The organism is Staphylococcus pettenkoferi, assembly GCF_002902685.1.
Classification (GTDB): Bacteria; Bacillota; Bacilli; order Staphylococcales; family Staphylococcaceae; genus Staphylococcus; species Staphylococcus pettenkoferi.
Window position 1 is genome coordinate 23,597 of sequence record NZ_PPRN01000030.1, and the last position, 24,638, is coordinate 48,234.

A 24,638-nucleotide genomic window follows, 5' to 3' on the forward strand; every position below is an offset into this window, starting at 1 on the left:
ATCAACCTTTTGAGCTCTTTAATATATAATAACCCTTGCTTTTGTCAAGCACTTCGACGTTGCCAAATACAGCTTCCATCTTCTTCTTAGCGGATGCCATTCCTTGTTTCTTCTGAATCACGACAAACAACGCCCCATCAGTCACTAACGTACTAAACGCATCCTCGAGAATGCGATGAACAATCGTCTTACCTGCACGGATAGGCGGATTCGTAACGACATAGTCTTGGCTCTCATCAGCAATATCAGCAAGCCCATCACTATAATGCACCGTTACGTTGTCAAGTTGGTTAGCCTGCGCATTCTTCTTCGCGAGTTCGAGCGCACGCTGATTAACATCGACGAGGGTAACTGAATCATGTGGCGCGACTTGCGCAAACATCAACCCGATAGGCCCATAGCCACAACCAACATCCACGATACGCTTCGTCGGACCAGGTGTATGATCTTTCAGAAACGTACGAACGAGCAAATCAGACCCGAAATCAATCTTCCCTTTCGAGAAGACACCGGAATCTGTCGCTAGCTTAAGATTGTGATGTTTATAAGTATAGGTAAAATGGGTGATGTCGCTCTTCACATCAGGACGTTCATCATAATAATGGCTCATGGTTGCACCTCTTTTAGTACTTTCTCAAGTGTTTACTAATAATACAAAACCCCGTTATCTCAATAACGGGGTTTTCATTTCTCAAAGTGTCAGACTAGAAATGTTCTTGTTTCAGATTGAGTAGAACTACTCAGCTTGCAAGCATCTCTTGCCTGCACTCTGCGAATTCTGTTAAGTCGTATTTAAAATCTCTTAGGAGATTTCGAAGACGTATGGGCAGCAGAATTATTTTAATTCTACTGAAGCACCTACTTCTTCTAATTGTTCTTTAAGTTTTTCAGCTTCTTCTTTAGGTAAAGCTTCTTTGATTACTTTAGGAGCGCCGTCTACTAATTCTTTAGCGTCTTTTAATCCTAAGCCAGTTGCTTCTTTAACAGCTTTAACAACTTTGATCTTAGAAGAACCAGCAGAAGTTAATTCAACATCAAATTCTGTTTTTTCTTCTGCAGCGTCGCCGCCACCTGCTGCACCGCCAGCTGCTACTGGAGCTGCTGCAGTTACACCAAATTCTTCTTCAATTGCTTTAACTAAATCGTTTAATTCTAATACTGACATTTCTTTAATTGCTTCAATGATTTGTTCTTGATTAGCCATTATTTTATTCCTCCATTTTTAAAAGTTTTTCACGAAAAGATATATGTCTCTTCGTCATAGATTAAATTGAAACGTTTATGCTCAAAACGCTATTATTCAGCGCTTTCTCCTTCTTCTTCGCGAGATTCACCCACAGCTTTAACTGCATAAGCGAAGTTGCGTACTGGTGCTTGTAATACTGAAAGAAGCATAGATACAAGACCGTCGTGAGATGGTAAAGAACCAACAGTTTTAACTTCATCTGCTGAGATTAAGCTTCCATCCATGATACCTGTCTTAATTTCGATAGCGTCGTGTTCTTTAGCGAAACCTGCGATAACTTTCGCTGGTGCAACAACATCTTCAGTTGATGTAGCTACAGCAGTTGGTCCTACTAAGAACTCGTCTAAACCATCAATACCAGCTTGTTCTGCTGCACGACGTAACATAGTGTTTTTGTAAACTTTGTACTCAACACCTGCTTCACGTAATTGTTTACGTAATTCAGTTACTTCTGCAACAGTTAATCCACGGTAGTTGATGAAGACAGTTGAAACTGAGTTTTCCAATTGTTCAGCAATCTCAGTTACATGTTGTTTTTTAGCTTCAATAATTGCAGACATTCAGACACCTCCATTTTTAAAAGTTTTGGTGCTTTTTTATCTTGAGTTATGTAGTGAACTCAATAAAAAAAGCACTTTCTACCCACGGCAAAAAGTGCTTGAAACTTTCATTAATCACGTTCAAGTCAATTTTAGCCTCGGTAGGATAAATTTTAAGTTATTTCTAACTCCTACTGTCTTAGGTAAAATAATCACACTAACCAATATAACGGTTAGCACATAGTTTGTCAATAACTATTTTCATAAAAAGTATTTAGCGTAAAAACAACAGGCTAAGCACGGAAGCACTCGCCTGTTGTGAGAATTTATAATTATAGTTTGAAGCTTGAAGTATCAACTTTGATACCAGGACCCATAGTTGTTGTAACGTTTACTGATTTGAAGTAAGTACCTTTAGAAGAAGATGGTTTCGCTTTAGTTAACACATCTTGTAAAGTTCTAAAGTTCTCAACTAATTTATCAGTATCGAATGATGCTTTACCGATTGAAGCATGTACGATACCAGCTTTTTCAGCACGGTATTCAACTTTACCTGCTTTGATTTCTTCTACGGCTTTTTTAACATCCATAGTTACTGTGCCTGTTTTAGGGTTTGGCATTAAGCCTTTAGGTCCTAATACGCGACCTAATTTACCAACTTCGCCCATCATGTCAGGTGTAGCAACAACTACGTCAAAGTCGAACCAACCTTGTTGGATCTTGCTTACGTATTCAGATTCACCTACGAAATCTGCACCTGCTTCTTCAGCTTCTGTTGCTTTGTCACCTTTCGCGAATACTAATACACGTTGAGATTTACCAGTTCCGTTTGGAAGCACAACAGCGCCACGGATTTGTTGGTCGTTCTTACGTGTATCAATACCTAAACGGAACGCTACTTCTACTGATGCATCGAAGTTAGCAATGTTCGTTTCTTTAGCTAATTCAATCGCTTCTTCAACACTGTAGTGCTTTTGGCGATCTACTTTTTCAGCTACTTCTTGATACTTTTTACTTTTTTTAGCCATTTCGTTTTCCTCCTTTAGTGGTTTTAGCGGAATTTCCTCCCACATTTGAGAATGAGCAATCAACCTATCATGCGTTGATTGTCACATTCTAGTTAGGATGACGTGTTTCTCGTTGTTGTTCACTCGGAGAACAACTTTCGCATATAGGTCATGCCTAACGGATGATGTTCAGTGTTTCTTCCTAAACATCTGAGAGCAGACGACAAGCTATATTCTTATACACTAACCTACATGATTGTAGTGAGTTAGTGTCGATCGCTATACCTTTGAACTCAGGATAGTGTTCTTCTGATAGCTGCCATCTGCTTCTATCTTCATATCAATTTCATTTCAATAATTATTCTACTACGATACCCATACTACGGGCAGTACCTTCAACGATACGCATAGCTGCTTCTTCACTAGCTGCGTTTAAGTCTTGCATTTTAGTGTTAGCAATTTCGCGTACTTGATCTTTAGTTACTGTAGCAACTTTGTTTTTGTTAGGTTCGCCTGAACCTTTTTCAATTCCAGCTGCTTTTTTAAGTAGTACTGGCGCAGGTGGTGTCTTAGTTACAAATGTGAATGAACGGTCTTCATACACTGTAATTTCTACCGGAATAATTAATCCTGCGTCCTCTTGCGTACGTGCGTTGAATTCCTTACAGAATCCCATGATGTTCACACCTGCTTGACCTAATGCTGGACCAACTGGTGGTGCTGGGTTTGCTTTACCTGCAGGAATTTGTAATTTAACTACTTTTTCTACTTTTTTAGCCACGATGTGCACCTCCTTGATATCGTGATGTGGTCATAGGACTGAGTTTTGCCCTCCCACTCTATACATTTCGTGACGAAATGTAGCGCTCTAAAAGCGCGACCACAGTATTATAACATCAACACTAAATAAAAATCAATAGTCATTTAGTGTTGATGTGTTCTCTTTAAATATTATAACTTTTCAATTTGATCAAATTCGACTTCAACTGGCGTCTCTCTTCCGAACATGTCTACAAGCACAGTCAGTTTAAACTTGTCCGCTTCAACCTCTTCAACTTCACCTAATTGGTTCGCAAATGGACCTGAAGTGATGCGAACTTGTTCGCCGACTTCAACTTCAACATCGATTGTCTTCTCGTTCATGCCCATTTGTTTCAAGATGAAACGCGCTTCTTCTGGTAACAACGGATTAGGCTTAGAACCTGCACCAGCAGAACCGACGAAGCCAGTTACACCAGGTGTATTTCTCACAACATACCATGAGCGATCCGTCATGATAAGTTCAACGAGCACATAACCCGGGAATGTCTTCTTCGTTTGTGTCTTCGCTTTACCGTCTTTGATTTGTGTTTCCTCTTCTTCAGGTATGACAACTCTAAATATTTGTTCTGTCATATTCATCGATTCAACACGTTTTTCTAAATTTTTCTTTACTTTATTCTCATAACCAGAATAAGTATGTACTGCATACCAACGCTTTGCGCCAACTTCTTCAGACATGTCGTCACTCCTAACTATTTAATTAACTCTATTACTTGTTTAATTCCAATATCTAATACAAAGAAGAACACTAAGAAGAATACTACTGTTGAAACAACGATGACAGTGTATTTAAACAATTCTTCTTTCGTTGGCCAACTCGTTTTTTCCATTTCAGACTTAACGCCTTGGAAGAAATTCTCTTTTTTAGTCATAACGAAACCTCCATATCCACTATATTATCGCGTAGTTACATTGACTCACATCTCGGAGATTACTTCCGCATCTTTAGAATCTCCATCACTCATGTTCTATATCGTCTCTTTATCTTTCGTATACAACACGCTTTAACATCACTTTGATTCTTTGTGAAGTGTATGTGCATTGCATCGAGGACAGAATTTCTTTAACTCCAAACGCGTTTGTCGATCGCTCGTCTTGTGCACATTGTAGTTTCTTGAACCACATACTTCACAACTGAGTGGAACTTTATTCAATAATCTCACCTTGCTCATTATAATACCAGTATACTATACCTAAGAAATATTGAAATTGTCAAACTTCATCCATCTTGTAGAGAAGGTTTGTGAAACTTTCTAAGCCCTATTATAACAGCTTAACATCACTACTTTTACCAGCCTCAAACATCTCTCCTAAGCAGCAGAAGCTTTCCGCAAACGTACACTTTCAAACTTTATCTCTCATGGTTACAAGTGCCTCTCTCAACTTGACCTTAGCGCGATGAATCGCGTTGTAAATCGCTTTAGGGTCTTTATTGAGTAATGTCGCTATTTCTTTGATCTCAAAGCCTTGAATTATGAAATAAATTACAGCGCGTTCGATACGACTTAAGGTTTCGATATGTTGGGAAAGCACTACGCGCTCTGATTCGGCTGTAATTAATGTCACAACCGGATCTTGAGTCGCCACTTCTTGATATTCCGTGCGACGATCGTTAATTAAACTCTCTTGTCTAATTTCACATTTAAGGGCGTAGCGTAGATAATCGTTCTTTACCGACTTCACGACCTTCCTCACATAATGATCGAGAGGCTGCCGATCTTTAAATTCAAAGTGTGGAATCACTCTCAATAACTTGAGCATCGTTTCTTGGTACAAATCCTCTTTGTCCACTTGAGGCATGCGATAGCACCGCAATTGCGCATGGACGATTTCATGAAGACGTGGGTAATAGAATTCAAATTGTTGTCGTTCTTTCAATGTTAATGGCGTGTCAATTGTGGAAGTCTTAAGGGGAATCTTTCTTGGGGTCATAGCCTCTGTCCTTTCGTTAAAGTAAAGCTATGATAGTCGATTCCCTTTTAAAAAATCAATCCCACAAAATCAGTCATTTCCATGGTGTCCACGTCTGATTTTCTCAAATTCTTCAAGAATTTCATTCGAGAGGTGAATTCGCGTACGTGGCTTCTCTTCACTATAGCCTTTGAGCGATTTAGACACCTCTATCTCGTTCTCTTTCAGATTGCGCCACATCTCTCTCGAGGATATACGATAGGCACCTGCGCCAAATATCGCATGTTGCTCACTCATATCACTCGTCACTACTGTAATATGGCGCGTATGTTTATCGTACAAGTCATATACATAACGTTCAATGAAGCTATCAGCCGTCTCTTTCTCTTTAGTAAACACGGTCTTCACGCCATGATAGATGTGCTCGTTCTCAACACCTGCCTGCTCGTAAGCATCGAACACACAGACAATCTCATCCGCCACGACTGCATTGTAATTCGCGATGGCAATCAACAATTGTTCACGCGCTTCCTCAAGATTCTCTTTTGCTAAGCGACTCAACTCTTTCGAATAACCGATCATGTTGTAGCCGTCGATGATGAGGTAGCGGTCTTTCATGAGTCTGCTCCGATATCGTGACGTTTACGATAGACCTCGTACATCATTAAGCTTGCTGCTACTGACGCATTCAAGCTGTTCACATGGCCTACCATCGGAATCTTGATATAGAAGTCGCACTTGTCTTTCACTAATCGGCTCATCCCTTGTCCTTCACTGCCAATCACTATCGCAAGCGACATGTTGGCGTCCATTTGTCGGTAATCGGTAGCATTATCCGCTTCAGTACCAACCACCCAATAGCCTTGATCTTTCAACACTTCATTCGTTTGGGCCAAGTTCGTCACGCGTATGACGGGTACGTGTTGTATCGCACCTGTAGAGGCTTTGGCTACAGTTTGCGTCAACGAGACAGAGCGTCGTTTCGGGATGATGATACCATCAACGCCACTTGCATCCGCTGTTCTCAATATAGACCCTAAGTTATGTGGATCCTCTAAGCCATCGAGTATCAGCACAGTGGACAAATCGTCCTGCGAGGCTTGTTGCGCTAAGAAATCATCAAGCGCTGTATACTCGTACGGTGCCATAATGGCAGCGACGCCTTGATGAGGTGCATCTGCAAGTTGGTCTAATTTAGATTTAGGCACTTGCTGTACTACTAATTTATGAGATTTTGCTTTTTTTAAAATGTCATTTAATTGTTGTTTCTTTGCACTATCTTGTACCAATATTTTATTTATCGCATGGCCTGAAGTGATTGCTTCTTTAACGGCATGACGACCTACAATGACTATCTCTTCCACCTCGTCACTTCCTTTCATTAACGATGTCTATAATGTGGTCAAGCAATGATGAGAGTCGTGTTTCTTCTTGCTCTAAATAGAGGTAGCCGAGCACTGCTTCCAACCCGGAACTCTTACGGTAGGTTTGAATATCTGTATTCTTAGCTTTCGTATGACTTTTAGCATTACGGCCTCTACGCATAATATCTTGCTCTTCTTCAGTAAGATAATCTTCTTCCATTAAATAATCTAACGTTTGCGCTTGGCTCTTAGCTGAAACATAGCGCTTCGCTACTTGGTGTAAACGATGTGGCTTACTTTGTAATTTCAGTACGATATAAGTACGCACATGCTGATCGAGTACAGCATCACCGAGATACGCAAGTGTCAGTGGATTGAGTAACTTAGCCTTCATTATTTACCTCGTTTATAGCGTACGCCTTGAGGTGTGTCTTCAAGAATAATATTCTGTGCTTTCAATTCATCGCGAATCTCGTCTGCGCGCGCAAAGTTTTTCGCTTTACGTGCTTCTTCACGTTCTTCGATCAACGCTTCGATATCTGCATCGAGCAATGCTTCTGACTCTTTACCTTTTAACGGTACACCTAACACATCACTAAATATTTCGTTAACCTCCATGAGACGTGCAATCACACGTGTAGACGTCGTTTGTTCAAGTAGGTATTTATTCGCTAATTTCGCCAAGTCATACCAAGCTGTAATCGCGTTGGCAGTGTTAAAGTCGTCATCCATGACCGTTTCGAAATTGTTTAAAATGGCATCGATTTCAGTTAAGTAATGTTCTTGATCTTCCACGTTCGTCGTCAATTCTGCACGTTCTTCAAGTGCTTGGTAACTGTTACGAATACGCTCTAAACCTTTACGCGCCGCATCTACAAGCTCTAAATCATAGTTAATAGGGCTACGGTAATGCACGCTAATCATGAAGAAACGGAGCACATCTGGATCAATCTCTTTAATGATATCGTGTACGAGTACGAAGTTGCCTAAAGACTTACTCATCTTCTCGTTGTTGATATTAATGAAACCATTATGCATCCAATAATTAGCGAATGGCGCATGGTTATGTGCTTCAGATTGAGCGATTTCGTTCTCATGGTGAGGGAATTGTAAATCTGTTCCACCTGCGTGAATGTCGATCGTTGCGCCTAGCTCATGATACGCCATTACAGAACATTCAATGTGCCAGCCTGGGCGTCCTTTGCCGAATGGACTATCCCAACTGATTTCACCTGGTTTCGCTTCTTTCCATAAAGTAAAGTCTAAAGCGTCTTCTTTCGCTTCACCTGACTCGATACGCGCACCGATCTTCAAGTCATCGATAGATTGATGGCTTAACTTACCATAATCTTTAAATTGACGTGTTCTAAAGTACACATCTCCATTACTTTCGTAAGCATAGCCTTCATCGACGAGTTGTTGGATAAATTCAATGATATCGTCCATGTGATTCATGACACGTGGGTTAGAAGTTGCTTTTTTAACATTTAAAGCACCGATATCTTCGTAAAACGCATCGATGAAACGATCTGCAATTACCGGAACAGGTTCGTTGAGTTCGTGTGAACGTTTAATCAATTTATCGTCTACGTCTGTAAAGTTTGAAACGTACTCCACTTCATAGCCACGATATTCAAAATAACGACGAACCACATCATAGTTAATTGCCGGACGTGCATTGCCGATATGAATGTAATTGTAAACGGTCGGACCACATACGTACATCTTCACTTTCCCTGGTTCAATCGGTTTAAATGTCTCTTTCTGGCGTGTCAGCGTATTATATAATGTAATCATCTTGTATCTCTCCATTTTTAGTTTTCTCGAGTTGCTTTTCTAACTGCTTAAGTTGTTCGTAGATAGGGTCAGGCAAGTTGCGATGATCAAATGTCTTACCGATACGACGGCCATCTTGTTTCACTACATGACCCGGAATACCTACCACTGTAGAGTAACTTGGTACAGGGCGAAGTACGACAGAATTCGCACCAATATTCACATTAGAATCGACTTTAATATTACCTAATACTTTAGCCCCTGCAGCAATAAGTACGTTGTCACCGATATCAGGGTGACGTTTCCCCTTCTCTTTACCAGTACCACCGAGCGTAACACCTTGATAAATAGTCACGTTGTCACCGATACGGCAAGTTTCACCGATAATCACACCCATACCATGGTCAATAAACAAGCGTCGACCTATTTGAGCGCCTGGATGGATTTCAATTCCTGTAAAGAAGCGTGAAATCTGTGAAATTAAGCGCGCTGTGACATACTTCTCTTTTTTGTAAAACCAATGCGCAACCAGATGACTCCACACTGCATGAAGTCCTGGATAAGACATCACTACTTCAAAAGTTGTTCGTGCAGCCGGGTCTTGTTCGAAAACCATTTTCACGTCGTCTCTCATTCTCTTTATAACTTTAAACACGTCAAATTCCTCCCCTTGTAAGAAAAGCACCCCTAACAAATGTGTTAGAGGTGCTATGCACGGTTCCACTCTTTTTAAATGTGAGCTATGACGAGTCTGGATATAACTAAAAGACATTTCAAGCGTGACTTTCGGCTATCTCAAATGCCAAGTTCTATTAATGTTCCAGGCTCACTCACAATTTCTCTCTTCAATGGTATTTAGTTTCATTCACAGAGGTGCATTCCGTCAAGTTCGAGTGATATGCTCACAGCAACCGCATACTCTCTGGACACTCGTATCATACTGCTTAACTTGCGTACTTAGCCTCTGCACGTAAAACGCTCAATGATGCTGAAATCTTGCTTAAATCATCTAGCAAATTCGATGAGCATACTTACATCGTCTTATCTCTATAAACATTTGCTAGCTTTAGTACAATCATAGGTAATTTAGTACTTAATTTCAAGAAGAATAATCGGTCTTCTTGAAGCTTTTTTAGTCATCTATGCGAGTTACCTCACTCTTGTAGCATAAAGTCTTATAAATAAGCTTTTAAGCGATTCAATACTTTATCTTTACCTAGTACTTCCATCGTATTTGGTAATTCTGGTCCATGCATTTGACCAGTTACCGCAACACGAATTGGCATAAAGAGTTGTTTACCTTTGATGCCTGTTTCTTTATGAACAGCTTTGATTGATTTCTTAATGTCAGCTGCTTCAAACGGTTCAAGTTCTTCTAATTTACCATATAAATGACTCATCAATTCAGGAACTTGTTCACCATTGATTACTTCTTGTTCTTCTTCCCCTAACTCTTGCTCGTCACGGAAGAACATTTCAGAAAGTGGCACAATTTCGCCTGCGTAACTCATTTCTTTTTGGTAAAGCGCTACGAGTTTGCGACCCCAATCAAGATCTTCTTCTGAAGGTTGTTCTGGTAGTAGGTTCGCTTTGATAAGGTGTGGCAATGCCAATTCAAAGACTGTTTCAGTGTCTTTCTGTTTCATATATTGGTTGTTCACCCATGCTAATTTCTGTTTGTCGAAAAATGCAGGTGATTTAGATAAGCGTTTTTCATCAAAGATTTTAATAAATTCATCTTTAGAGAAAATTTCTTCTTCACCTTCAGGAGACCAACCTAATAATGTGATGAAGTTGAATAATGCTTCAGGTAAGTAACCTAAATCACGATATTGCTCGATAAATTGCAAGATTTGACCGTCACGTTTACTTAACTTCTTACGTTCTTCATTAACGATAAGTGACATGTGACCGAAGCGCGGTGGTTCCCAACCGAAAGTATCATAAATCATCAATTGTTTAGGTGTGTTAGAAATGTGGTCGTCACCGCGAATGACATCTGAAATTTCCATGTAGTGATCATCAATAGCTACCGCAAAGTTGTACGTTGGTACGCCATCTTTCTTCACGATAACCCAGTCACCGATATTATTAGAATCAAATTCGATGTCGCCTTTAACCATATCTGTAAATTTGAAAGTACGGTCTTTTGGCACACGGAAACGGATAGAAGGTTGACGTCCTTCCGCTTCAAACTGTTGTCTTTGCTCTTCAGTTAAATGTGCATGCTGACCACCGTAACGAGGCATTTCGCCACGTGCGATTTGCGCTTGACGCTCTTCTTCTAACTCTTCTTCAGTCATGTAACATTTGTACGCTTTATCTTCATCTAACAATTGTTGGATGAGTGGATTGTAGATTTCGGCACGTTCAGATTGACGATAAGGGCCATGGCCTTTGTCTTTATCTACAGATTCGTCCCAATCGATACCTAACCATTTTAAATTGTCGAATTGAGATGATTCACCATCTTCTAAATTACGTTTGCTGTCCGTATCCTCAATACGAATCACGAAATCACCATCATAGTGGCGGGCAAACAAATAGTTGAATAATGCAGTTCTCGCATTACCGATATGCAAGTAACCTGTTGGACTTGGTGCGTATCTTACTCTTACGCGATTACTCATTCCATTCACTCCTGTAAAAGATATTTAATAACATTCAATTGAATCCGGGATATACATAGAAAATAGCGTATTGTATCATAGAATATCATTATTAAAATAAATAATTAGTGAATTTTCAATGTGGGCTCGAGACGCTTGATGGAACTAGACCACAACGAAAATCCATTCCTAGAGCTCGTAGAGCGAGAGGAATTAGTTGAGTGTGGTCCTACGCAGTTGCTGTCTGAATTCGAGATGGCTATCGCTTTCTCGAACTCTAGTCAGCTTTACGGGGGAAGTACTACGAAATCATAAATTTCTGTACTTCTCCCAAGCAAGCGAGAGGCATAGCATTGAAAAAATAAATTCATCCCAGATTTAAATGCTTTCTAACTAAGATTCACAATTTCTATTTCCATATTTCATTGTCGTTGATTATTGATTTGAGAAAGCATACGTCTAATTTGTGGACAAAGTAGACATTCGATAATTATTGTAGCACTTAATATGCTGTAATGATAACCCCTAGGCTCAGATATTTCTTTTCAAATATTTTAGTCCACGTGTCGATGCCTACGACTTGCTCCGCCCTCACTCCAACACGCGTCCATCAACTCGTGATATACGCAAATAGTTAAGGTTTCATGTGAAACAAAGTCCATACGAAACCTCTTCAACACTATTATTTAGTTAATCATTTTCGCAAAGATAATCCGACCAGATGATGTCTGCAATAGACTAATGACTTCTAAATCCACATGTGAGCCCACATATTTCTTCGCGTGATCCACGACCACCATCGTGCCGTCTTCAAGGTAACCTACTGCTTGGCCCGCTTCTTTCCCCATTTTAGTCAATAGAAGGTTGAAACGGTCACCTTGATGCACAGTCGGCTTGATGGCCTCAGATAAGTCATTAACGTTTAAGACCTGCACATCGTGGACATGACACACTTTGTTAAGGTTAAAATCAGTCGTGATCACCTGTGCATGATAATGCTTCGCTAATTTAATGAGCATCGTATCAATTTCACTATGTGAACGAGTCGGATGGATGATTTGAGTTGGATAATCCGTATCATATAGCGCATTAAGTATATCCAGACCCCGCTTGCCTTTCTCGCGCTTCACACTATCATTCGCATCTGCAATGATTTGTAACTCGTTCACTACACCTTGAGGAACGAGAATTTCACCGTCGATAAAACCACATTTAATAATATCTAAGATACGGCCATCAATAATCGCACTCGTATCGATAATCTTTGGCACCGCGTGACGTGCATTCATTGATACGGAACGTGCCATACTTTCTGGAAGAAAGACGAGCATTTCGTCCCTTTTACGCAAACCAAACTGAAAGCCTAAATAGCTGAGCAAGATGGTGATGATGACGGGAACGAAGTGATTGAGCACGGAGTTACCTATAATTTCAAAGATGAAAGAGACCATTACCGAGATGAGCAAGCCGATGATTAAACCTAAAGCTGCAAAGATAATCTCAATCGCGTTATGACGCATAATCATATGTTCACAACGCTTCAACGCACGTGATAATGCTCGGATAAACCAACCAAAGATGACAAAGAATAATAGGATGCCGAGCAAACCATCAATATACTTGTTGAGTAGTATGCTGATGTGATCTAGGCCTAAGTCAGCGATGATCGTCGGCAACAAATAGACGCCGACACTTGCGCCTAACACGATATAGCATAAGATGACGACAAATCGGATAGCATTCAACGTAACTTCTCCCTTCTAAACTCATAGGTAACCATGTCTACCTCAATCATTTCAGTAATCGAATCTCTTTAAATATATAACAACTCATGGCCGCATCACAACTCTATTATGATACTTGGATCTACGCGTCTAACCTCTGCCTAAAGCAAAGCTCAAGGCTTCATGCACGTTCTTCACACCGATAACTTGAATCGATTCAGGGAAGGTCCATCCTCCGATATTAGACTCGGGTATAATGATACGTTTGAAACCAAGTTTAGCCGCTTCCTCCACACGTTGCTCGATACGTGATACACGTCTAACTTCTCCGGTTAAACCGACCTCTCCAACGAAACAGTCTAACCCGTCTACAGCTTGGTCTTTAAAGCTTGAAGCTGTGGAAATAATCACACCTAAATCGACGGCTGGTTCTGTCAATCTAACCCCGCCTGCGACTTTAATATAAGCATCTTGTTGTTGCAGAAGATAGTTCTCTTTCTTCTCAAGCACAGCCATGAGCAAGCTCAAGCGATTGTGATCGATGCCCGTAGCCATACGTCTTGGGTTGTTAAAAGTCGTTGGCGTCACGAGTGCTTGTACTTCGATCAACAACGGTCTCGTACCTTCCATAGTGGAGACAATAGTTGAACCTGGCACGTTGGTTGAGCGTTCTTCGAGAAACATTTCTGAAGGGTTCTTGACCCCTTTCAGACCACTTTGTTTCATCTCGAAGATACCCATTTCGTTCGTTGAGCCGAAACGGTTCTTCACTGCACGTAAGATACGGTAAGCATGGTGTTCGTCACCTTCAAAGTAAAGTACTGTATCCACCATATGCTCAAGTAAACGTGGTCCTGCGATTTGACCTTCTTTCGTCACGTGACCGACGATGAATGTAGCAATGTTGTTCTGTTTCGCGATATTCATTAAGCTCTGGGTACTTTCGCGAACTTGAGAAACGGAACCTGGCGCTGAACTGATATCTGGATGAAAGACAGTTTGAATAGAGTCAACGACGAGTAAATCAGGCTTCAATTTAACCACAGTATCGTGAATAATTTCTAAATCTGTTTCAGCAAAGACGTTCAAGTTGCTGGAATCTTCATCGAGACGATCTGCACGAATCTTCGTTTGGTTGAGTGATTCCTCACCTGTGATATAAAGTACGCTGTAAGACTGCGATAACGCAGCACAAATTTGAAGTAAGAGCGTCGATTTACCTATACCTGGATCCCCGCCAATAAGCACGAGTGACCCCGTTACGATTCCACCACCAAGTACGCGATTGAACTCTTCTGATTTACTTTTAATTCTAGGCGTCGTTTCATGATGCACCTCGTTTAATTTCTGCACTTTAGAATGAGATTCACGACGTCGCACGCCATGTTTCGGACTTGACTCTTTGCGTTCAACGACTTCTTCCATTTGGTTCCAAGCACCACAACTTGGGCATTTACCCATCCATTTAGCTGATTGGTAACCACATGCCATACATTCAAAGACTACTTTCTTCTTCGCCACGGTCACACCTCCATCAAATAGTAACAAATCTATTCTAACCCCATCACCTCACAAAGACAAATAGAGCGCGATGGCGTGAGTAAAGTTCATTGAGATGAGGATGTCGTAGTCTCACCCCTATATAGATGCCTAGCATGATTATGATCAACAGCCCATAAGCCATCGAGTGTACAGGCAGCTACTGCGGAGCGATATTCTGAGAAATACTTTTCCGCTATTGAAAAACGGCAACTTCTACTTGGCTCGTAGAAATTGCCGTCACTGACTTAAACAGGATGTTTATCTCATAATTCTAGTTATGTCATGGTCTTCCTTTACTTCGCAGGAAAAACCTCGTTTCTATGATTCTGTTGTTTCTTTATCATCATCTGCTGCTGTTTTATCTTGTTCATCTTCTTGACGTTCTTCAATATTATATTGGAACTCATTACCATCGTGGTCAATGATGACATCTTTACCTTCAAGTTGATTACCTGCAAGAATAAGTTCACTTAAGTTGTCTTCCACTGTCTTCTGAATTGCACGGATTAATGGTCTAGCACCGTACTCAGGATCATATCCTTCTTCAGCAATCTTCGCTTTTGCTGCATCTGTTACTTTAATAACAATGTCTTGTTCAGCGAGACGATCAGTAAGTTTGTTAACCATCATCGTTACAATTTCTTTCAATTCGTCTTGAGAAAGTTTGTGGAAGACGATAATGTCATCGACACGGTTTAAGAATTCTGGACGGAAAGCATTTTTAAGCTCTTTCATCATTGTCTTACGGATTGTTTCGTAATCATTATTTTCAGAAGCTCCGCCGAATCCTGCAAAGCGTTGATCTTGAAGTTCTTGTGCACCAACGTTAGATGTCATGATAATTACTGTATTACGGAAGTCGACTGTACGGCCTTTCGTATCTGTTAAGTGACCATCATCAAGAACTTGTAATAAGATATTGAAGACATCTGGATGTGCTTTTTCAACCTCGTCAAAGAGAATAACTGAGTAAGGTTTACGTCTTACTTTCTCAGTTAACTGACCACCGTCATCGTGACCTACATAGCCTGGAGGCGCTCCGACTAAACGACTCACAGCATGTTTCTCCATAAACTCACTCATGTCGACGCGAATCATCGCATCTTCTTCACCAAACATAGATTCAGCTAATGCGCGAGCGAGCTCAGTCTTACCGACACCTGTAGGGCCTAAGAAGATAAAGCTGCCGATTGGACGTTTAGGATCTTTCAAGCCAGCACGTGCACGACGTACAGCTTTACTGATAGAGTCCACCGCTTCTTTCTGACCGATGACACGCTTGTGTAACGTATCTTCAAGGTTGAGTAAGCGTTCAGATTCAGTTTCGTTAATCTTAGTTAATGGAATGCCTGTCCAACCAGCGATCACTTCAGCAATGTCTTCTTCAGAAAGTGCTGTGTTGTCGCCATTTTGGGCATTTTTCCATTTATTGTTAGCTTCTTCGTATTGTTTTTCTAATTTCGTTTGTTTATCGCGAAGGTTTGCTGCATTTTCGAATTCTTGTGCGTGAACAGCAGCGTCTTTTTCATTTTTTACTTGCTCAATTTTTTGTTCGATTTCTTTTAAATCTGGTGGTGTGGTATGACTTTTAAGTCTTACTTTAGAGCTTGCTTCGTCGATTAAGTCGATGGCTTTGTCTGGTAAGAAACGATCTGAAACGTAGCGATTGCTGAGTTTCACTGCCGCTTCTAACGCTTCGTCAGAAATGTTGATGCGGTGATGTGCTTCATAGCGGTCGCGTAAGCCTTTTAAGATTTCTACCGTATCGTCTACAGTTGGTTCATCGACTTGAATTGGTTGGAAACGACGTTCAAGTGCTGCGTCTTTTTCAATATTTTTACGATATTCGTCTAGCGTTGTCGCACCGATACATTGTAGTTCACCACGTGCGAGGGCTGGTTTTAAAATGTTAGACGCATCGATAGCACCTTCAGCGCCACCTGCACCTACGAGCGTGTGTAACTCGTCGATGAAGAGAATCACGTTACCTGCATGGTGAATCTCTTCCATGACCTTCTTCAAGCGCTCTTCGAATTCACCGCGATATTTCGTACCTGCTACGACTGTACCCATGTCGAGTGACATGACGCGTTTATTCTTCAACGTTTCAGGCACTTCACTATTGACGATAGCTTGAGCTAAACCTTCTGCAATCGCAGTCTTACCTACACCAGGTTCACCGATGAGCACTGGATTATTTTTAGTACGGCGACTCAACACTTCAATAACACGTGTAATTTCTTGATTGCGACCGATAACAGGGTCGAGTGTGCCATCTTTCGCAATGACAGTTAAGTCACGCGCTAAGCTGTCGAGCGTAGGTGTGTTATTTGATTTATTTGCTTGTGTATTCTTATTACCTGTGTCAGGACTGCCAAGCGCTTTAACCACTTGGGCACGCGCTTTCGTAATATTAAGGTCTAGGTTGGCAAAGACACGTGCGGCTACACCTTCGTTCTCACGGATTAAACCGAGAAGAATGTGTTCTGTACCGACGAAGTTGTGGTGTAATTTACGTGCTTCATCCATGGATAGTTCGATGACCTTCTTCGCTCTAGGTGTGTAATGTAAGGCACCCATTTGTTCTTGGCCATGTCCAATTAACTTCTCCACTTCTTCAATCACTTTATCTTCAGTAATACCGAATGACTCGAGCACTTTAGCTGCAATACCTTCAGGCTCTCTCATGAGTCCTAATAGTAAGTGCTCAGTTCCGATATTAGAATGGTTTAAGCGAATCGCTTCTTCTTGAGCATGTGCGAGTACACGCTGCGCACGTTCTGTCAATCTACCAAATAGCATAGCTTGACCTCCTATTGTAAATATTTTCTCAATCTATCTGCACGCATTTCATTAATTGATTTCTCATCATTCTCATCAATTAAGAAAGGCGATTGTATTTCTGTCATTAACGTATTGAAATTAAACTCTGGCATGTCAATGTAGCCTAAATCAATACCTAATTTCACTTCACTCAATCGATAGGAGGCTTCCTCCATCGAAATCAATCTACTATATTGGAGAATACCTAACGAACGATATACACGGTCTTTCGTCTCAACGTGATTGTGTCGATCGAGGCGTTCTCGTATTTGTAATTCTTCGTTAATAATTTGTTGAACTACTTCTGTAAGACTTTCGATGATGTCCTCTTCTGTTCTACCTAATGTGAGCTGATTTGAAACTTGGTAAATGTGTCCGAAGACTTGAGAGCCTTCACCGTAGATACCGCGAATCGTAAAACCAAAGCGGTTAATCGTTTGAGCAATACGATTCATACGTTTCATTATAGACAAGCCCGGTAAGTGTAGCATCACACTTGCTCGCATGCCTGTGCCTATATTGGTTGGACACGTCGTTAAATAACCAAGTTGTTCATCGTAACTAATATCTAGAGCTTCATCAAGTTGATCATCCACTTTGGACGCTTGTTCAAACAGTTCATTCAATTTTAAATCAGCGCCCATGGCTTGGATGCGAATGTGGTCTTCTTCGTTCAACATAATACTTAACGATTCGTCATCATTCAACATCACGCCTGAAGCAGGTCGCTTAATCAAGTCAGGACTGATTAAATGCTTTGCTACAAGCTGATGTTTACTCTGTTGATCCATCGTATCTAAACGCTTGAGCTCTAAATCAGGCAAAGCGTCTTGTACTTCGTTAATCACTCGATGTCCTTCATGTTCAGATGGAAACATCAGGGGATGGACGTAATTCTCTAAATTTCGAGCTAAGCGAATTCTTGAGGACATGACCACAGGACTTAAGTCATCGTTATCCATCCAGTCATTAGAATATGGACGGTGTTCTGCGTCACTCATGTTCATCCACCTCCACGCCTTCTTTCAATGCTTTAATTTCATCTCTGACTACTGCTGCTTGTTCAAAAGCTTGTTCCTCAACGAGTTGGTTGAGATAGGACGTCTTCTCTTCAATTTGTTTTTTTAGTGCAAGCTTTTTATATGAGGAATGAGGTGTCTTACCGATATGCTCGAATTGACCGCCTTGAACTCGGCGTACGATATCGATGATGTCCTCTTTAAACGTCGCATAGCACTCAGGACACCCAAGTTTACCTACATGCGCAATGTCATTTAAAGTCATGTGACAACCTGGACAGTGTTTCTCCTCTTTGTGCTTCAGCTCTTCAAAGTTTATACCGTGCTTTGCTGCTAAATGTTGCAAGATTTGTTTAACTACAAAAGCACCTTCGATATCATCTTGATGTACTTGTTGGGATTCCGTCCATGGATTACCACCTTGTGCGCAAGTAACGCAAACCCATCTCTCTTCTGTACCATTATGCCCTTTTACTGCGACTTTGACTTCAGCCTCGTTTAAATAGCAATTCTCACAGAGCACTGTTTAACACCTCACTTTAGTAGTTGATGACTGGCAATAGCCGTTTGAGTATATTCGCACGAACGATATCTCGAGACATCACGTCCATTTGCAATGTTTCTCTATCTACTATGGCGTGTATCATCTTAGATTCTCGTTCAGTAATATGACCTTTTTCCAACAAGCCATCTATAATGTAATATGCTTGTTGTTGTGAAATAGATGGGCCAATCAACGTGAGTAAGTGGTTGATATAGCCTGTGGCATCTTTCGTTTCTACTTTAGTGATGCGGATGTAACCGCCACCACCACGTTTACTTTCTATTTCATAACCATGTTCGTTAGTAAATCTTGTCTTGATTACATAGTTGAGTTGCGAAGGTACACAATCAAAACGCTGTGCTATCGTTGCACGTTGAATTTCAACAACGTCTTCATTGGTGTCTTCAAATAAGCGCTTAATGTATTGTTCTATGATGTCGGACATATTGTGCATGATTATCACCTCTTTTTGACCTTCTTTGACTATATTATATGACCAACTTTGACCTTTTTCAACCAATATGATTTAAATTTTTCTTGAATATGGATGTTGAATCGGAGCGTTTTATTGTATGATAGAGTATGAAAAATTTTAAAAGGGATGAATAATTACGATGCATATCATTATCGGCATTATAGGGATCTTAGTCTTCTTAGCACTCGCTTACATATTTAGCTCAGACCGCCGTAATATTCGGTGGCGTTATGTAGGGTTGCTCTTACTCTTGCAACTCATCTTTGCTTTTATCTTGTTAAAAACAAAAGTCGGTATCGCAGTCATCGGTGGTATTTCGGATGGCTTTAACTACCTGTTGAAGCAAGCAGCTGAAGGTGTCAACTTCGTCTTCGGTGGTTTCAAATACGTGGATCCTCACAATCCACCATTCTTCTTTAACGTATTGCTACCGATTGTCTTCATTTCTGCACTTATTGGTATCTTGCAGTACACACGCATTCTACCTATCGTGATTAAATACTTAGGTTTAGCGATTTCATTTATCAGTGGTATGGGACGCTTAGAATCATACAACGCAGTGGCTGCAGCCATTCTCGGTCAATCTGAGGTCTTTATTTCTTTAAAACGCGAACTTGCGTTGATTAATAAACAACGCCTCTACACTTTGACCGCTTCAGCAATGTCTACCGTTTCAGCTTCAATCATCGGTGCCTATTTCTCACTGATCGAGCCACGCTATGTCGTAACAGCTGTGGTACTTAACTTGTTCGGTGGCTTTATCATTGCATCTATCATCAATCCTTACCGTATTGATGAAAAAGATGACAAACTGATTATTGAAGAAAGTGAAGTGAAGAAACAATCATTCTTCGAGGTATTAGGGGAATATATTCTCGACGGATTTAAAGTCGCAGTCATCGTTGGAGCAATGTTAATCGGTTATATCGCAATCATCGCTTTGCTTAACGGAATTGTTAGTGCCATCTTTACTTTCCTTTCAGGTGGTCATATTTCTTGGGACTTCCAAACACTCATCGGTTTCGTCTTCGCCCCATTCGCTTTCCTTACAGGGGTGCCTTGGCACGATGCAGTTCATGCAGGATCAGTAATGGCAACGAAATTGTTATCCAATGAGTTCGTAGCGATGGAGCACTTAGGTAAAGTGAAAGGTATTTCAGAGCACGCACGCGGTATCGTGTCTGTCTTCTTAGTATCCTTTGCGAACTTTAGCTCAATCGGTATCATTTCAGGAGCGATTAAATCATTAAATAGTGAGAAAGGTGACATGGTTGCCCGTTTCGGATTGAAGCTTCTCTTCGGTGCAACACTCGTTTCCTTTATTTCAGCGACTATTGCTGGTTTCTTTATTTGATATCTGAATGTCGAAGCAGAGAATCTCTCAGGATTCTCTGCTTTTTTTAGTTAGCTAGAGGTGGTTAAAATGCGGGTGGATGGAGGCGCCATGGCACGTATGTACTTCGTCAGATTATAGGGCCATTAGGTTCTATCCAAATAGTTATAGGCATCTTCGGCGTAAAGTGGAAATGTATTCTGTTGAAGACATCTATGTTTAGTCATGAGTTTGAATACGTTCGTCTAGAATGCAGCATGTTGACTGTTTACGAGACTTTTAACCAAACAAAAAAGCCGACACACAATGTGCCGACTTCATTTACTATTTAATTAGGCTGTTGTTTGTTGATGTTTCGCTACAATTTCCTCGATGAAATATGCTGTTACGCGGTAATCATCAGTGAGCTCTGGATGGAATGAAACGCCGAGGTATTGGTCTTGTTGTACGGCAACAATTTTACCTTCTACCTCACAAAGCACTTCTGCATCGCCATAAACATCGGCAATGTGTGGTGCACGGATAAACACGCCTTCTACGTCGTCTGCCACGCCTTTAATCGTCAGTTCTGATTCAAAGCTATCCACTTGGCGACCAAATGAATTACGCTCCACTGACACATCTAGCTTACTTAAATAGCCCTCTTCACCTACGATATCTTTCGCTAACACGATGAGACCTGCGCAAGTTCCGAAGATCGGCATGTCTGATTCAACGAGAGCTTGATCGAAGCCGTAAAGCGTCATGAGACGACGTAACGTAGTTGATTCGCCTCCAGGCAAGATGAGCCCATCAATCTCTTCCAGCTGTTCTACTCTCTTGATAGCAAGCCCTTCGTGACCGCTGAGTTCGATATGACGAAGATGCTCACGAACAGCCCCTTGTAATGCGAGTACGCCAATCTTCATCTTACCAACCACGCTCTTGCATACGTTCTTCAAGAGACAATTGGTTAATGTCCATACCTTTCATGGCAGTACCTAACTCTTGAGCAAGTTTACCGATTAACTCGTAATCTTGATAATGTGTAGTCGCTTGGACAATCGCTTTAGCAAATTTCTCTGGATCTTCAGATTTGAAGATACCTGAACCTACGAATACACCATCTGCACCTAATTCCATCATTAACGCAGCGTCTTGAGGTGTAGCCACACCGCCTGCCGCAAAGTTAACTACAGGTAAACGACCGTTGTCTTTAATTGATTTCAACACTTCATATGGCGCACCAAGGTTCTTCGCTTCAGTCATGATTTCGTCGTCATTCATCACTGTTAAACGACTTACTTCAGAGTTCACTTGACGCATGTGACGTACTGCTTCAACGATGTTTCCTGTACCTGGTTCACCTTTCGTACGTAACATCGCAGCGCCTTCGCCAATACGACGTGCTGCTTCACCTAAGTTACGGCAACCGCATACAAATGGTACTGTAAATTGATCTTTTAATAAGTGGAACTCTTCATCTGCAGGTGTTAACACTTCAGATTCATCGATATAGTCCACGCCCATTGATTCTAAGACGCGTGCTTCTGTGATGTGACCGATACGTGATTTCGCCATTACCGGAATAGATACGGCATTCATTACCTCTTCGATAATTTTAGGATTGGCCATACGTGCTACGCCACCAGCTGCACGAATATCAGATGGTACACGTTCAAGTGCCATGACTGCTACTGCACCTGCTTCTTCAGCAATCTTAGCTTGTTCTGCGTTGACTACGTCCATGATGACGCCGCCCTTTTGCATTTCCGCCATTCCACGTTTTACACGTTCTGAGCCTGTTACTTTAGACATAATATCAAATACCCCTTTACTTTATGATAGTTATCAGTAAGCGCACGTTTATGCAATTCTCTCGCTTGAACGCTTAGCTGATTGGACTTCAGTGCATCTCGGCACCTTAGCCAGATTATTTCTTGATTATGTTTATTGTAAAAGATAAACTGATAGTGTGAAAGACACAGTTTCAGATAAAATTAGGAGGTCAGATTGAATGTCAGATTGAATGTCAGCGTCACCCTTGTACATTAAACTTTACGAAGATTTAAAGCAACAAATCATTGAAGGGCAATATCAATCCGGCGATAAGTTTCCTTCTAAACGCGCATTGCAACACCATTTATCCGTCAGTAACACTACCATTGAGCATGCATATCAATTTCTACTTGATGAAGGCTATATTTATTCGAAACCCCGTTCTGGCTTCTATGTGTCAGATATTGAATCATTACCTGCGATTCCGAGTGATGACTTTCCTTTTGATATGAGTGGAGATGAGTTTGATAGTGGCGCGATGAACGAGCATTCTACTCAATACCAGTATGAGTTTAATTTATCGGAAATAGATGCCGAATACTTTCCATTACAACAGTTTCGTAAAGCGGCACGTGATGTCTTTGATGAATCACATCTGTCACTTTTACATCACGGACATCCTCAGGGTGAAGGAATTTTACGTCAACAAATCGCCCATTATATTTTTAACAGTAGAGGAGTGACGAGCCATCCGAACCAAATCATCATTGGTTCCTCGACAGAACAGCTTATCAATTTATTGACTGATATACTTGACGATTCTCAATTTATTATTGAACAGCCAAGTTATCCGCCTATTAAACAAGTGTTGGATAAGAAGGCCATTCCTTATATTCAGAACGAAGTGACGTCAACTGGAATGCGCATGGACAATTTATATGATGTTCCGAATAACATTGTCTATGTTACACCTTCACATCAGTTTCCAACCGGCTATGTGATGAATTTAAAAAAACGCACTCGTCTCATTCAATGGGCGCAGCAACAAAGCGACCGTTACATTATTGAAGACGATTATGATTCTGAATTTCGTTATTTTGGGAAACCTATTTCTGCCCTTCAAAGTTTAGATACGAAAGATAAGGTCATATACCTTAGTACGTTCTCTAAGTCACTGTTTCCAAGTTGCCGTATTGCCTATATGACCTTGCCTAAAATTTTGCTAGAGCGTTATCATGCGCTTCCACATAAAGGACGTAATACAGTCCCAGTCCATCTTCAACATATCGTTGCACAATTCATGCAAGGAGGTAGCTTTGAACGCCATCTCAACAAGATGAGAAAGGTATACCAAGATAAACTTACCTTTATTTTAGAACAAATTCAGAAGTACGATGACCAGTTGATAGTAGACGGAACCTTAACAGGAATGCACTTTACCCTCACAGTTGATAATGGCCTCACTTTAGAAGAGTGTATGTCACGGGCAGAGACGCAGAATTTACGCATTATCCCTTTTAATCAGTACGATGATACAGAGACAAAACCTAAATTTATTATCGGTTATGGAGGTATTCCCTTTGATCAGTTAGAAGCACATACGAATGCTTTGATAGAGGCATTAGTAGTTTGAAGATAGGTGCTTTGTAGATATGATAGATGTAGGTATGAAAAAAAGAGACCTTTTTCAGGTCTTTTTTAATGATTGACTGGCAACGTCCTACTCTTAAAACATAACTTCATACTTTAGTATGTTAGTTATACTTATACAATTGCCTTTGCAATTGTATTCCTTTACTTTTACTTCGAATAGATTTTATTGTAGAAGTTAAGCTCTTTTCTAGCCTAAAAAAGAACCCTTTCGGGTTCGATTTGCCTAGCAACGTCCTACTCTTGCGGAACGTAAGTCTGCTACCATCGGCGCTAAGAAGCTCTCTCTTCTCGTAAATAGAGGTCATTATCTTTCTCAACTGCACTCTTTCCTTACTCACTTACCTCGAGTAAGCTCGTTACGTCTTTCGCTTGTTTCGTCGATTCTGAGCTCATTTACTTCGAATAGATTTTATTGTAGAAGTTAAGCTCCTTCCTGACATAAAAAAAGAACCCTTTCGGGTTCGATTTGCCTGGCAACGTCCTACTCTTGCGG

At 40.9% G+C, this 24,638-nt stretch carries 25 protein-coding genes and 1 other annotated feature; of the genes, 2 read left to right on the forward strand and 23 right to left on the reverse strand.

Annotated elements, in window-relative coordinates; translation table 11 throughout:
• Position 1: 1 nt before the first annotated feature.
• From CD126_RS06240 to CD126_RS06340, 21 genes are all read right to left on the reverse strand, one after another.
• Positions 2 to 610: a class I SAM-dependent methyltransferase gene (locus tag CD126_RS06240; protein WP_049408640.1), complete on the reverse strand. Its 609-nt coding sequence runs from the start codon at positions 608 to 610 to the stop codon at positions 2 to 4.
• 225 nt (positions 611 to 835) lie between these two features.
• Positions 836 to 1,204, reverse strand: a complete 369-nt coding sequence (rplL, locus tag CD126_RS06245; RefSeq protein ID WP_002471479.1) for a 50S ribosomal protein L7/L12 — start codon at positions 1,202 to 1,204, stop codon at positions 836 to 838.
• 92 nt (positions 1,205 to 1,296) lie between these two features.
• Positions 1,297 to 1,806, reverse strand: coding sequence for a 50S ribosomal protein L10 (gene rplJ / locus CD126_RS06250; protein ID WP_002471508.1), 510 nt, complete (start codon positions 1,804 to 1,806; stop codon positions 1,297 to 1,299).
• Between the two features lie 56 nt (positions 1,807 to 1,862).
• Positions 1,863 to 2,007: a sequence feature (ribosomal protein L10 leader region), on the reverse strand.
• Between the two features lie 110 nt (positions 2,008 to 2,117).
• Positions 2,118 to 2,813 (reverse strand): 50S ribosomal protein L1, encoded by a 696-nt coding sequence (gene rplA, locus CD126_RS06255; protein WP_002471498.1) that lies wholly within the window; start codon positions 2,811 to 2,813, stop codon positions 2,118 to 2,120.
• A 337-nt stretch (positions 2,814 to 3,150) separates the two neighbouring features.
• The gene (gene rplK / locus CD126_RS06260) at positions 3,151 to 3,573 is read right to left on the reverse strand and encodes a 50S ribosomal protein L11 (RefSeq protein ID WP_002471514.1); all 423 of its coding nucleotides are present in this window, start codon (positions 3,571 to 3,573) and stop codon (positions 3,151 to 3,153) included.
• Positions 3,574 to 3,743: 170 nt separating this feature from the next.
• Positions 3,744 to 4,292, reverse strand: a complete 549-nt coding sequence (gene nusG, locus CD126_RS06265) for a transcription termination/antitermination protein NusG (RefSeq protein WP_049408642.1) — start codon at positions 4,290 to 4,292, stop codon at positions 3,744 to 3,746.
• A gap of 14 nt (positions 4,293 to 4,306) precedes the next feature.
• Positions 4,307 to 4,486, reverse strand: a complete 180-nt coding sequence (gene secE, locus CD126_RS06270) for a preprotein translocase subunit SecE (RefSeq protein WP_049408644.1) — start codon at positions 4,484 to 4,486, stop codon at positions 4,307 to 4,309.
• A 138-nt stretch (positions 4,487 to 4,624) separates the two neighbouring features.
• Complete coding sequence (gene rpmG / locus CD126_RS06275) at positions 4,625 to 4,768, reverse strand: 50S ribosomal protein L33 (RefSeq protein WP_002471506.1); 144 nt, start codon at positions 4,766 to 4,768, stop codon at positions 4,625 to 4,627.
• A gap of 190 nt (positions 4,769 to 4,958) precedes the next feature.
• Positions 4,959 to 5,546, reverse strand: a complete 588-nt coding sequence (locus CD126_RS06280; RefSeq protein WP_049408645.1) for an RNA polymerase sigma factor — start codon at positions 5,544 to 5,546, stop codon at positions 4,959 to 4,961.
• A gap of 69 nt (positions 5,547 to 5,615) precedes the next feature.
• Positions 5,616 to 6,143: an NYN domain-containing protein gene (locus CD126_RS06285; protein ID WP_049408646.1), complete on the reverse strand. Its 528-nt coding sequence runs from the start codon at positions 6,141 to 6,143 to the stop codon at positions 5,616 to 5,618.
• Complete coding sequence (rlmB, locus tag CD126_RS06290) at positions 6,140 to 6,889, reverse strand: 23S rRNA (guanosine(2251)-2'-O)-methyltransferase RlmB (protein WP_169931258.1); 750 nt, start codon at positions 6,887 to 6,889, stop codon at positions 6,140 to 6,142. Before rlmB ends, CD126_RS06285 begins: the two co-directional genes overlap by 4 nt.
• Positions 6,890 to 6,893: 4 nt before the next feature.
• Positions 6,894 to 7,283, reverse strand: a complete 390-nt coding sequence (locus tag CD126_RS06295) for a Mini-ribonuclease 3 (protein WP_103370206.1) — start codon at positions 7,281 to 7,283, stop codon at positions 6,894 to 6,896.
• Entirely contained in the window at positions 7,283 to 8,686 is a 1,404-nt protein-coding gene (gene cysS, locus CD126_RS06300; protein WP_049408652.1) for a cysteine--tRNA ligase, read from the reverse strand. The genes CD126_RS06295 and cysS overlap by 1 nt, the downstream gene beginning before the upstream one ends.
• The gene (gene cysE / locus CD126_RS06305) at positions 8,670 to 9,299 is read right to left on the reverse strand and encodes a serine O-acetyltransferase (protein ID WP_049408674.1); all 630 of its coding nucleotides are present in this window, start codon (positions 9,297 to 9,299) and stop codon (positions 8,670 to 8,672) included. The genes cysS and cysE overlap by 17 nt, the downstream gene beginning before the upstream one ends.
• Positions 9,300 to 9,840: 541 nt before the next feature.
• Positions 9,841 to 11,295, reverse strand: coding sequence for a glutamate--tRNA ligase (gene gltX, locus CD126_RS06310; protein WP_103370207.1), 1,455 nt, complete (start codon positions 11,293 to 11,295; stop codon positions 9,841 to 9,843).
• A 665-nt stretch (positions 11,296 to 11,960) separates the two neighbouring features.
• On the reverse strand, positions 11,961 to 13,019 hold the full coding sequence (locus tag CD126_RS06315) for a PIN/TRAM domain-containing protein (protein WP_049408656.1): 1,059 nt from the start codon (positions 13,017 to 13,019) through the stop codon (positions 11,961 to 11,963).
• A gap of 129 nt (positions 13,020 to 13,148) precedes the next feature.
• Positions 13,149 to 14,519: a DNA repair protein RadA gene (gene radA, locus CD126_RS06320; protein WP_103370208.1), complete on the reverse strand. Its 1,371-nt coding sequence runs from the start codon at positions 14,517 to 14,519 to the stop codon at positions 13,149 to 13,151.
• 339 nt (positions 14,520 to 14,858) lie between these two features.
• Positions 14,859 to 17,342 (reverse strand): ATP-dependent Clp protease ATP-binding subunit, encoded by a 2,484-nt coding sequence (locus CD126_RS06325; protein WP_103370209.1) that lies wholly within the window; start codon positions 17,340 to 17,342, stop codon positions 14,859 to 14,861.
• Between the two features lie 11 nt (positions 17,343 to 17,353).
• Entirely contained in the window at positions 17,354 to 18,325 is a 972-nt protein-coding gene (locus CD126_RS06330) for a protein arginine kinase (protein ID WP_414486297.1), read from the reverse strand.
• A gap of 31 nt (positions 18,326 to 18,356) precedes the next feature.
• On the reverse strand, positions 18,357 to 18,905 hold the full coding sequence (locus CD126_RS06335) for a UvrB/UvrC motif-containing protein (RefSeq protein ID WP_103370210.1): 549 nt from the start codon (positions 18,903 to 18,905) through the stop codon (positions 18,357 to 18,359).
• 16 nt (positions 18,906 to 18,921) lie between these two features.
• Positions 18,922 to 19,380: a CtsR family transcriptional regulator gene (locus tag CD126_RS06340; protein ID WP_103370211.1), complete on the reverse strand. Its 459-nt coding sequence runs from the start codon at positions 19,378 to 19,380 to the stop codon at positions 18,922 to 18,924.
• Between the two features lie 160 nt (positions 19,381 to 19,540).
• Between CD126_RS06340 and CD126_RS06345 the strand changes: the two genes are divergently transcribed.
• Entirely contained in the window at positions 19,541 to 20,755 is a 1,215-nt protein-coding gene (locus CD126_RS06345) for a NupC/NupG family nucleoside CNT transporter (protein WP_049408668.1), read from the forward strand.
• A gap of 311 nt (positions 20,756 to 21,066) precedes the next feature.
• On the opposite strand, the gene pdxT is transcribed toward CD126_RS06345, so the two are convergent.
• Together pdxT and pdxS are read right to left on the reverse strand one after the other, a co-directional pair.
• The gene (gene pdxT, locus CD126_RS06350; RefSeq protein WP_049408670.1) at positions 21,067 to 21,642 is read right to left on the reverse strand and encodes a pyridoxal 5'-phosphate synthase glutaminase subunit PdxT; all 576 of its coding nucleotides are present in this window, start codon (positions 21,640 to 21,642) and stop codon (positions 21,067 to 21,069) included.
• 1 nt (position 21,643) lies between these two features.
• Positions 21,644 to 22,531, reverse strand: a complete 888-nt coding sequence (pdxS, locus tag CD126_RS06355; RefSeq protein WP_002471502.1) for a pyridoxal 5'-phosphate synthase lyase subunit PdxS — start codon at positions 22,529 to 22,531, stop codon at positions 21,644 to 21,646.
• 211 nt (positions 22,532 to 22,742) lie between these two features.
• Here pdxS and pdxR point away from each other — a divergent pair, with 211 nt between their 5' ends.
• Entirely contained in the window at positions 22,743 to 24,125 is a 1,383-nt protein-coding gene (pdxR, locus tag CD126_RS06360; RefSeq protein ID WP_049408672.1) for a MocR-like pyridoxine biosynthesis transcription factor PdxR, read from the forward strand.
• Positions 24,126 to 24,638: the final 513 nt, after the last annotated feature.

Excerpts from the sequence above, each read along its gene's own strand:
- pdxT (WP_049408670.1), bottom strand. The coding sequence starts at position 21,642 with ATGAAGATTGGCGTACTCGCATTACAAGGGGCTGTTCGTGAGCATCTT.
- CD126_RS06280 (WP_049408645.1), bottom strand. The coding sequence starts at position 5,546 with ATGACCCCAAGAAAGATTCCCCTTAAGACTTCCACAATTGACACGCCA.
- rplL (WP_002471479.1), bottom strand. The coding sequence starts at position 1,204 with ATGGCTAATCAAGAACAAATCATTGAAGCAATTAAAGAAATGTCAGTA.
- CD126_RS06345 (WP_049408668.1), top strand. The coding sequence starts at position 19,541 with ATGCATATCATTATCGGCATTATAGGGATCTTAGTCTTCTTAGCACTC.
- secE (WP_049408644.1), bottom strand. The coding sequence starts at position 4,486 with ATGACTAAAAAAGAGAATTTCTTCCAAGGCGTTAAGTCTGAAATGGAA.
- pdxS (WP_002471502.1), bottom strand. The coding sequence starts at position 22,531 with ATGTCTAAAGTAACAGGCTCAGAACGTGTAAAACGTGGAATGGCGGAA.
- cysS (WP_049408652.1), bottom strand. The coding sequence starts at position 8,686 with ATGATTACATTATATAATACGCTGACACGCCAGAAAGAGACATTTAAA.
- CD126_RS06285 (WP_049408646.1), bottom strand. The coding sequence starts at position 6,143 with ATGAAAGACCGCTACCTCATCATCGACGGCTACAACATGATCGGTTAT.
- CD126_RS06325 (WP_103370209.1), bottom strand. The coding sequence starts at position 17,342 with ATGCTATTTGGTAGATTGACAGAACGTGCGCAGCGTGTACTCGCACAT.
- nusG (WP_049408642.1), bottom strand. The coding sequence starts at position 4,292 with ATGTCTGAAGAAGTTGGCGCAAAGCGTTGGTATGCAGTACATACTTAT.
- pdxR (WP_049408672.1), top strand. The coding sequence starts at position 22,743 with ATGTCAGCGTCACCCTTGTACATTAAACTTTACGAAGATTTAAAGCAA.
- CD126_RS06240 (WP_049408640.1), bottom strand. The coding sequence starts at position 610 with ATGAGCCATTATTATGATGAACGTCCTGATGTGAAGAGCGACATCACC.
- rplJ (WP_002471508.1), bottom strand. The coding sequence starts at position 1,806 with ATGTCTGCAATTATTGAAGCTAAAAAACAACATGTAACTGAGATTGCT.
- gltX (WP_103370207.1), bottom strand. The coding sequence starts at position 11,295 with ATGAGTAATCGCGTAAGAGTAAGATACGCACCAAGTCCAACAGGTTAC.
- cysE (WP_049408674.1), bottom strand. The coding sequence starts at position 9,299 with ATGAGAGACGACGTGAAAATGGTTTTCGAACAAGACCCGGCTGCACGA.
- CD126_RS06340 (WP_103370211.1), bottom strand. The coding sequence starts at position 19,380 with ATGCACAATATGTCCGACATCATAGAACAATACATTAAGCGCTTATTT.
- CD126_RS06295 (WP_103370206.1), bottom strand. The coding sequence starts at position 7,283 with ATGAAGGCTAAGTTACTCAATCCACTGACACTTGCGTATCTCGGTGAT.
- CD126_RS06330 (WP_414486297.1), bottom strand. The coding sequence starts at position 18,325 with ATGGATAACGATGACTTAAGTCCTGTGGTCATGTCCTCAAGAATTCGC.
- rplA (WP_002471498.1), bottom strand. The coding sequence starts at position 2,813 with ATGGCTAAAAAAAGTAAAAAGTATCAAGAAGTAGCTGAAAAAGTAGAT.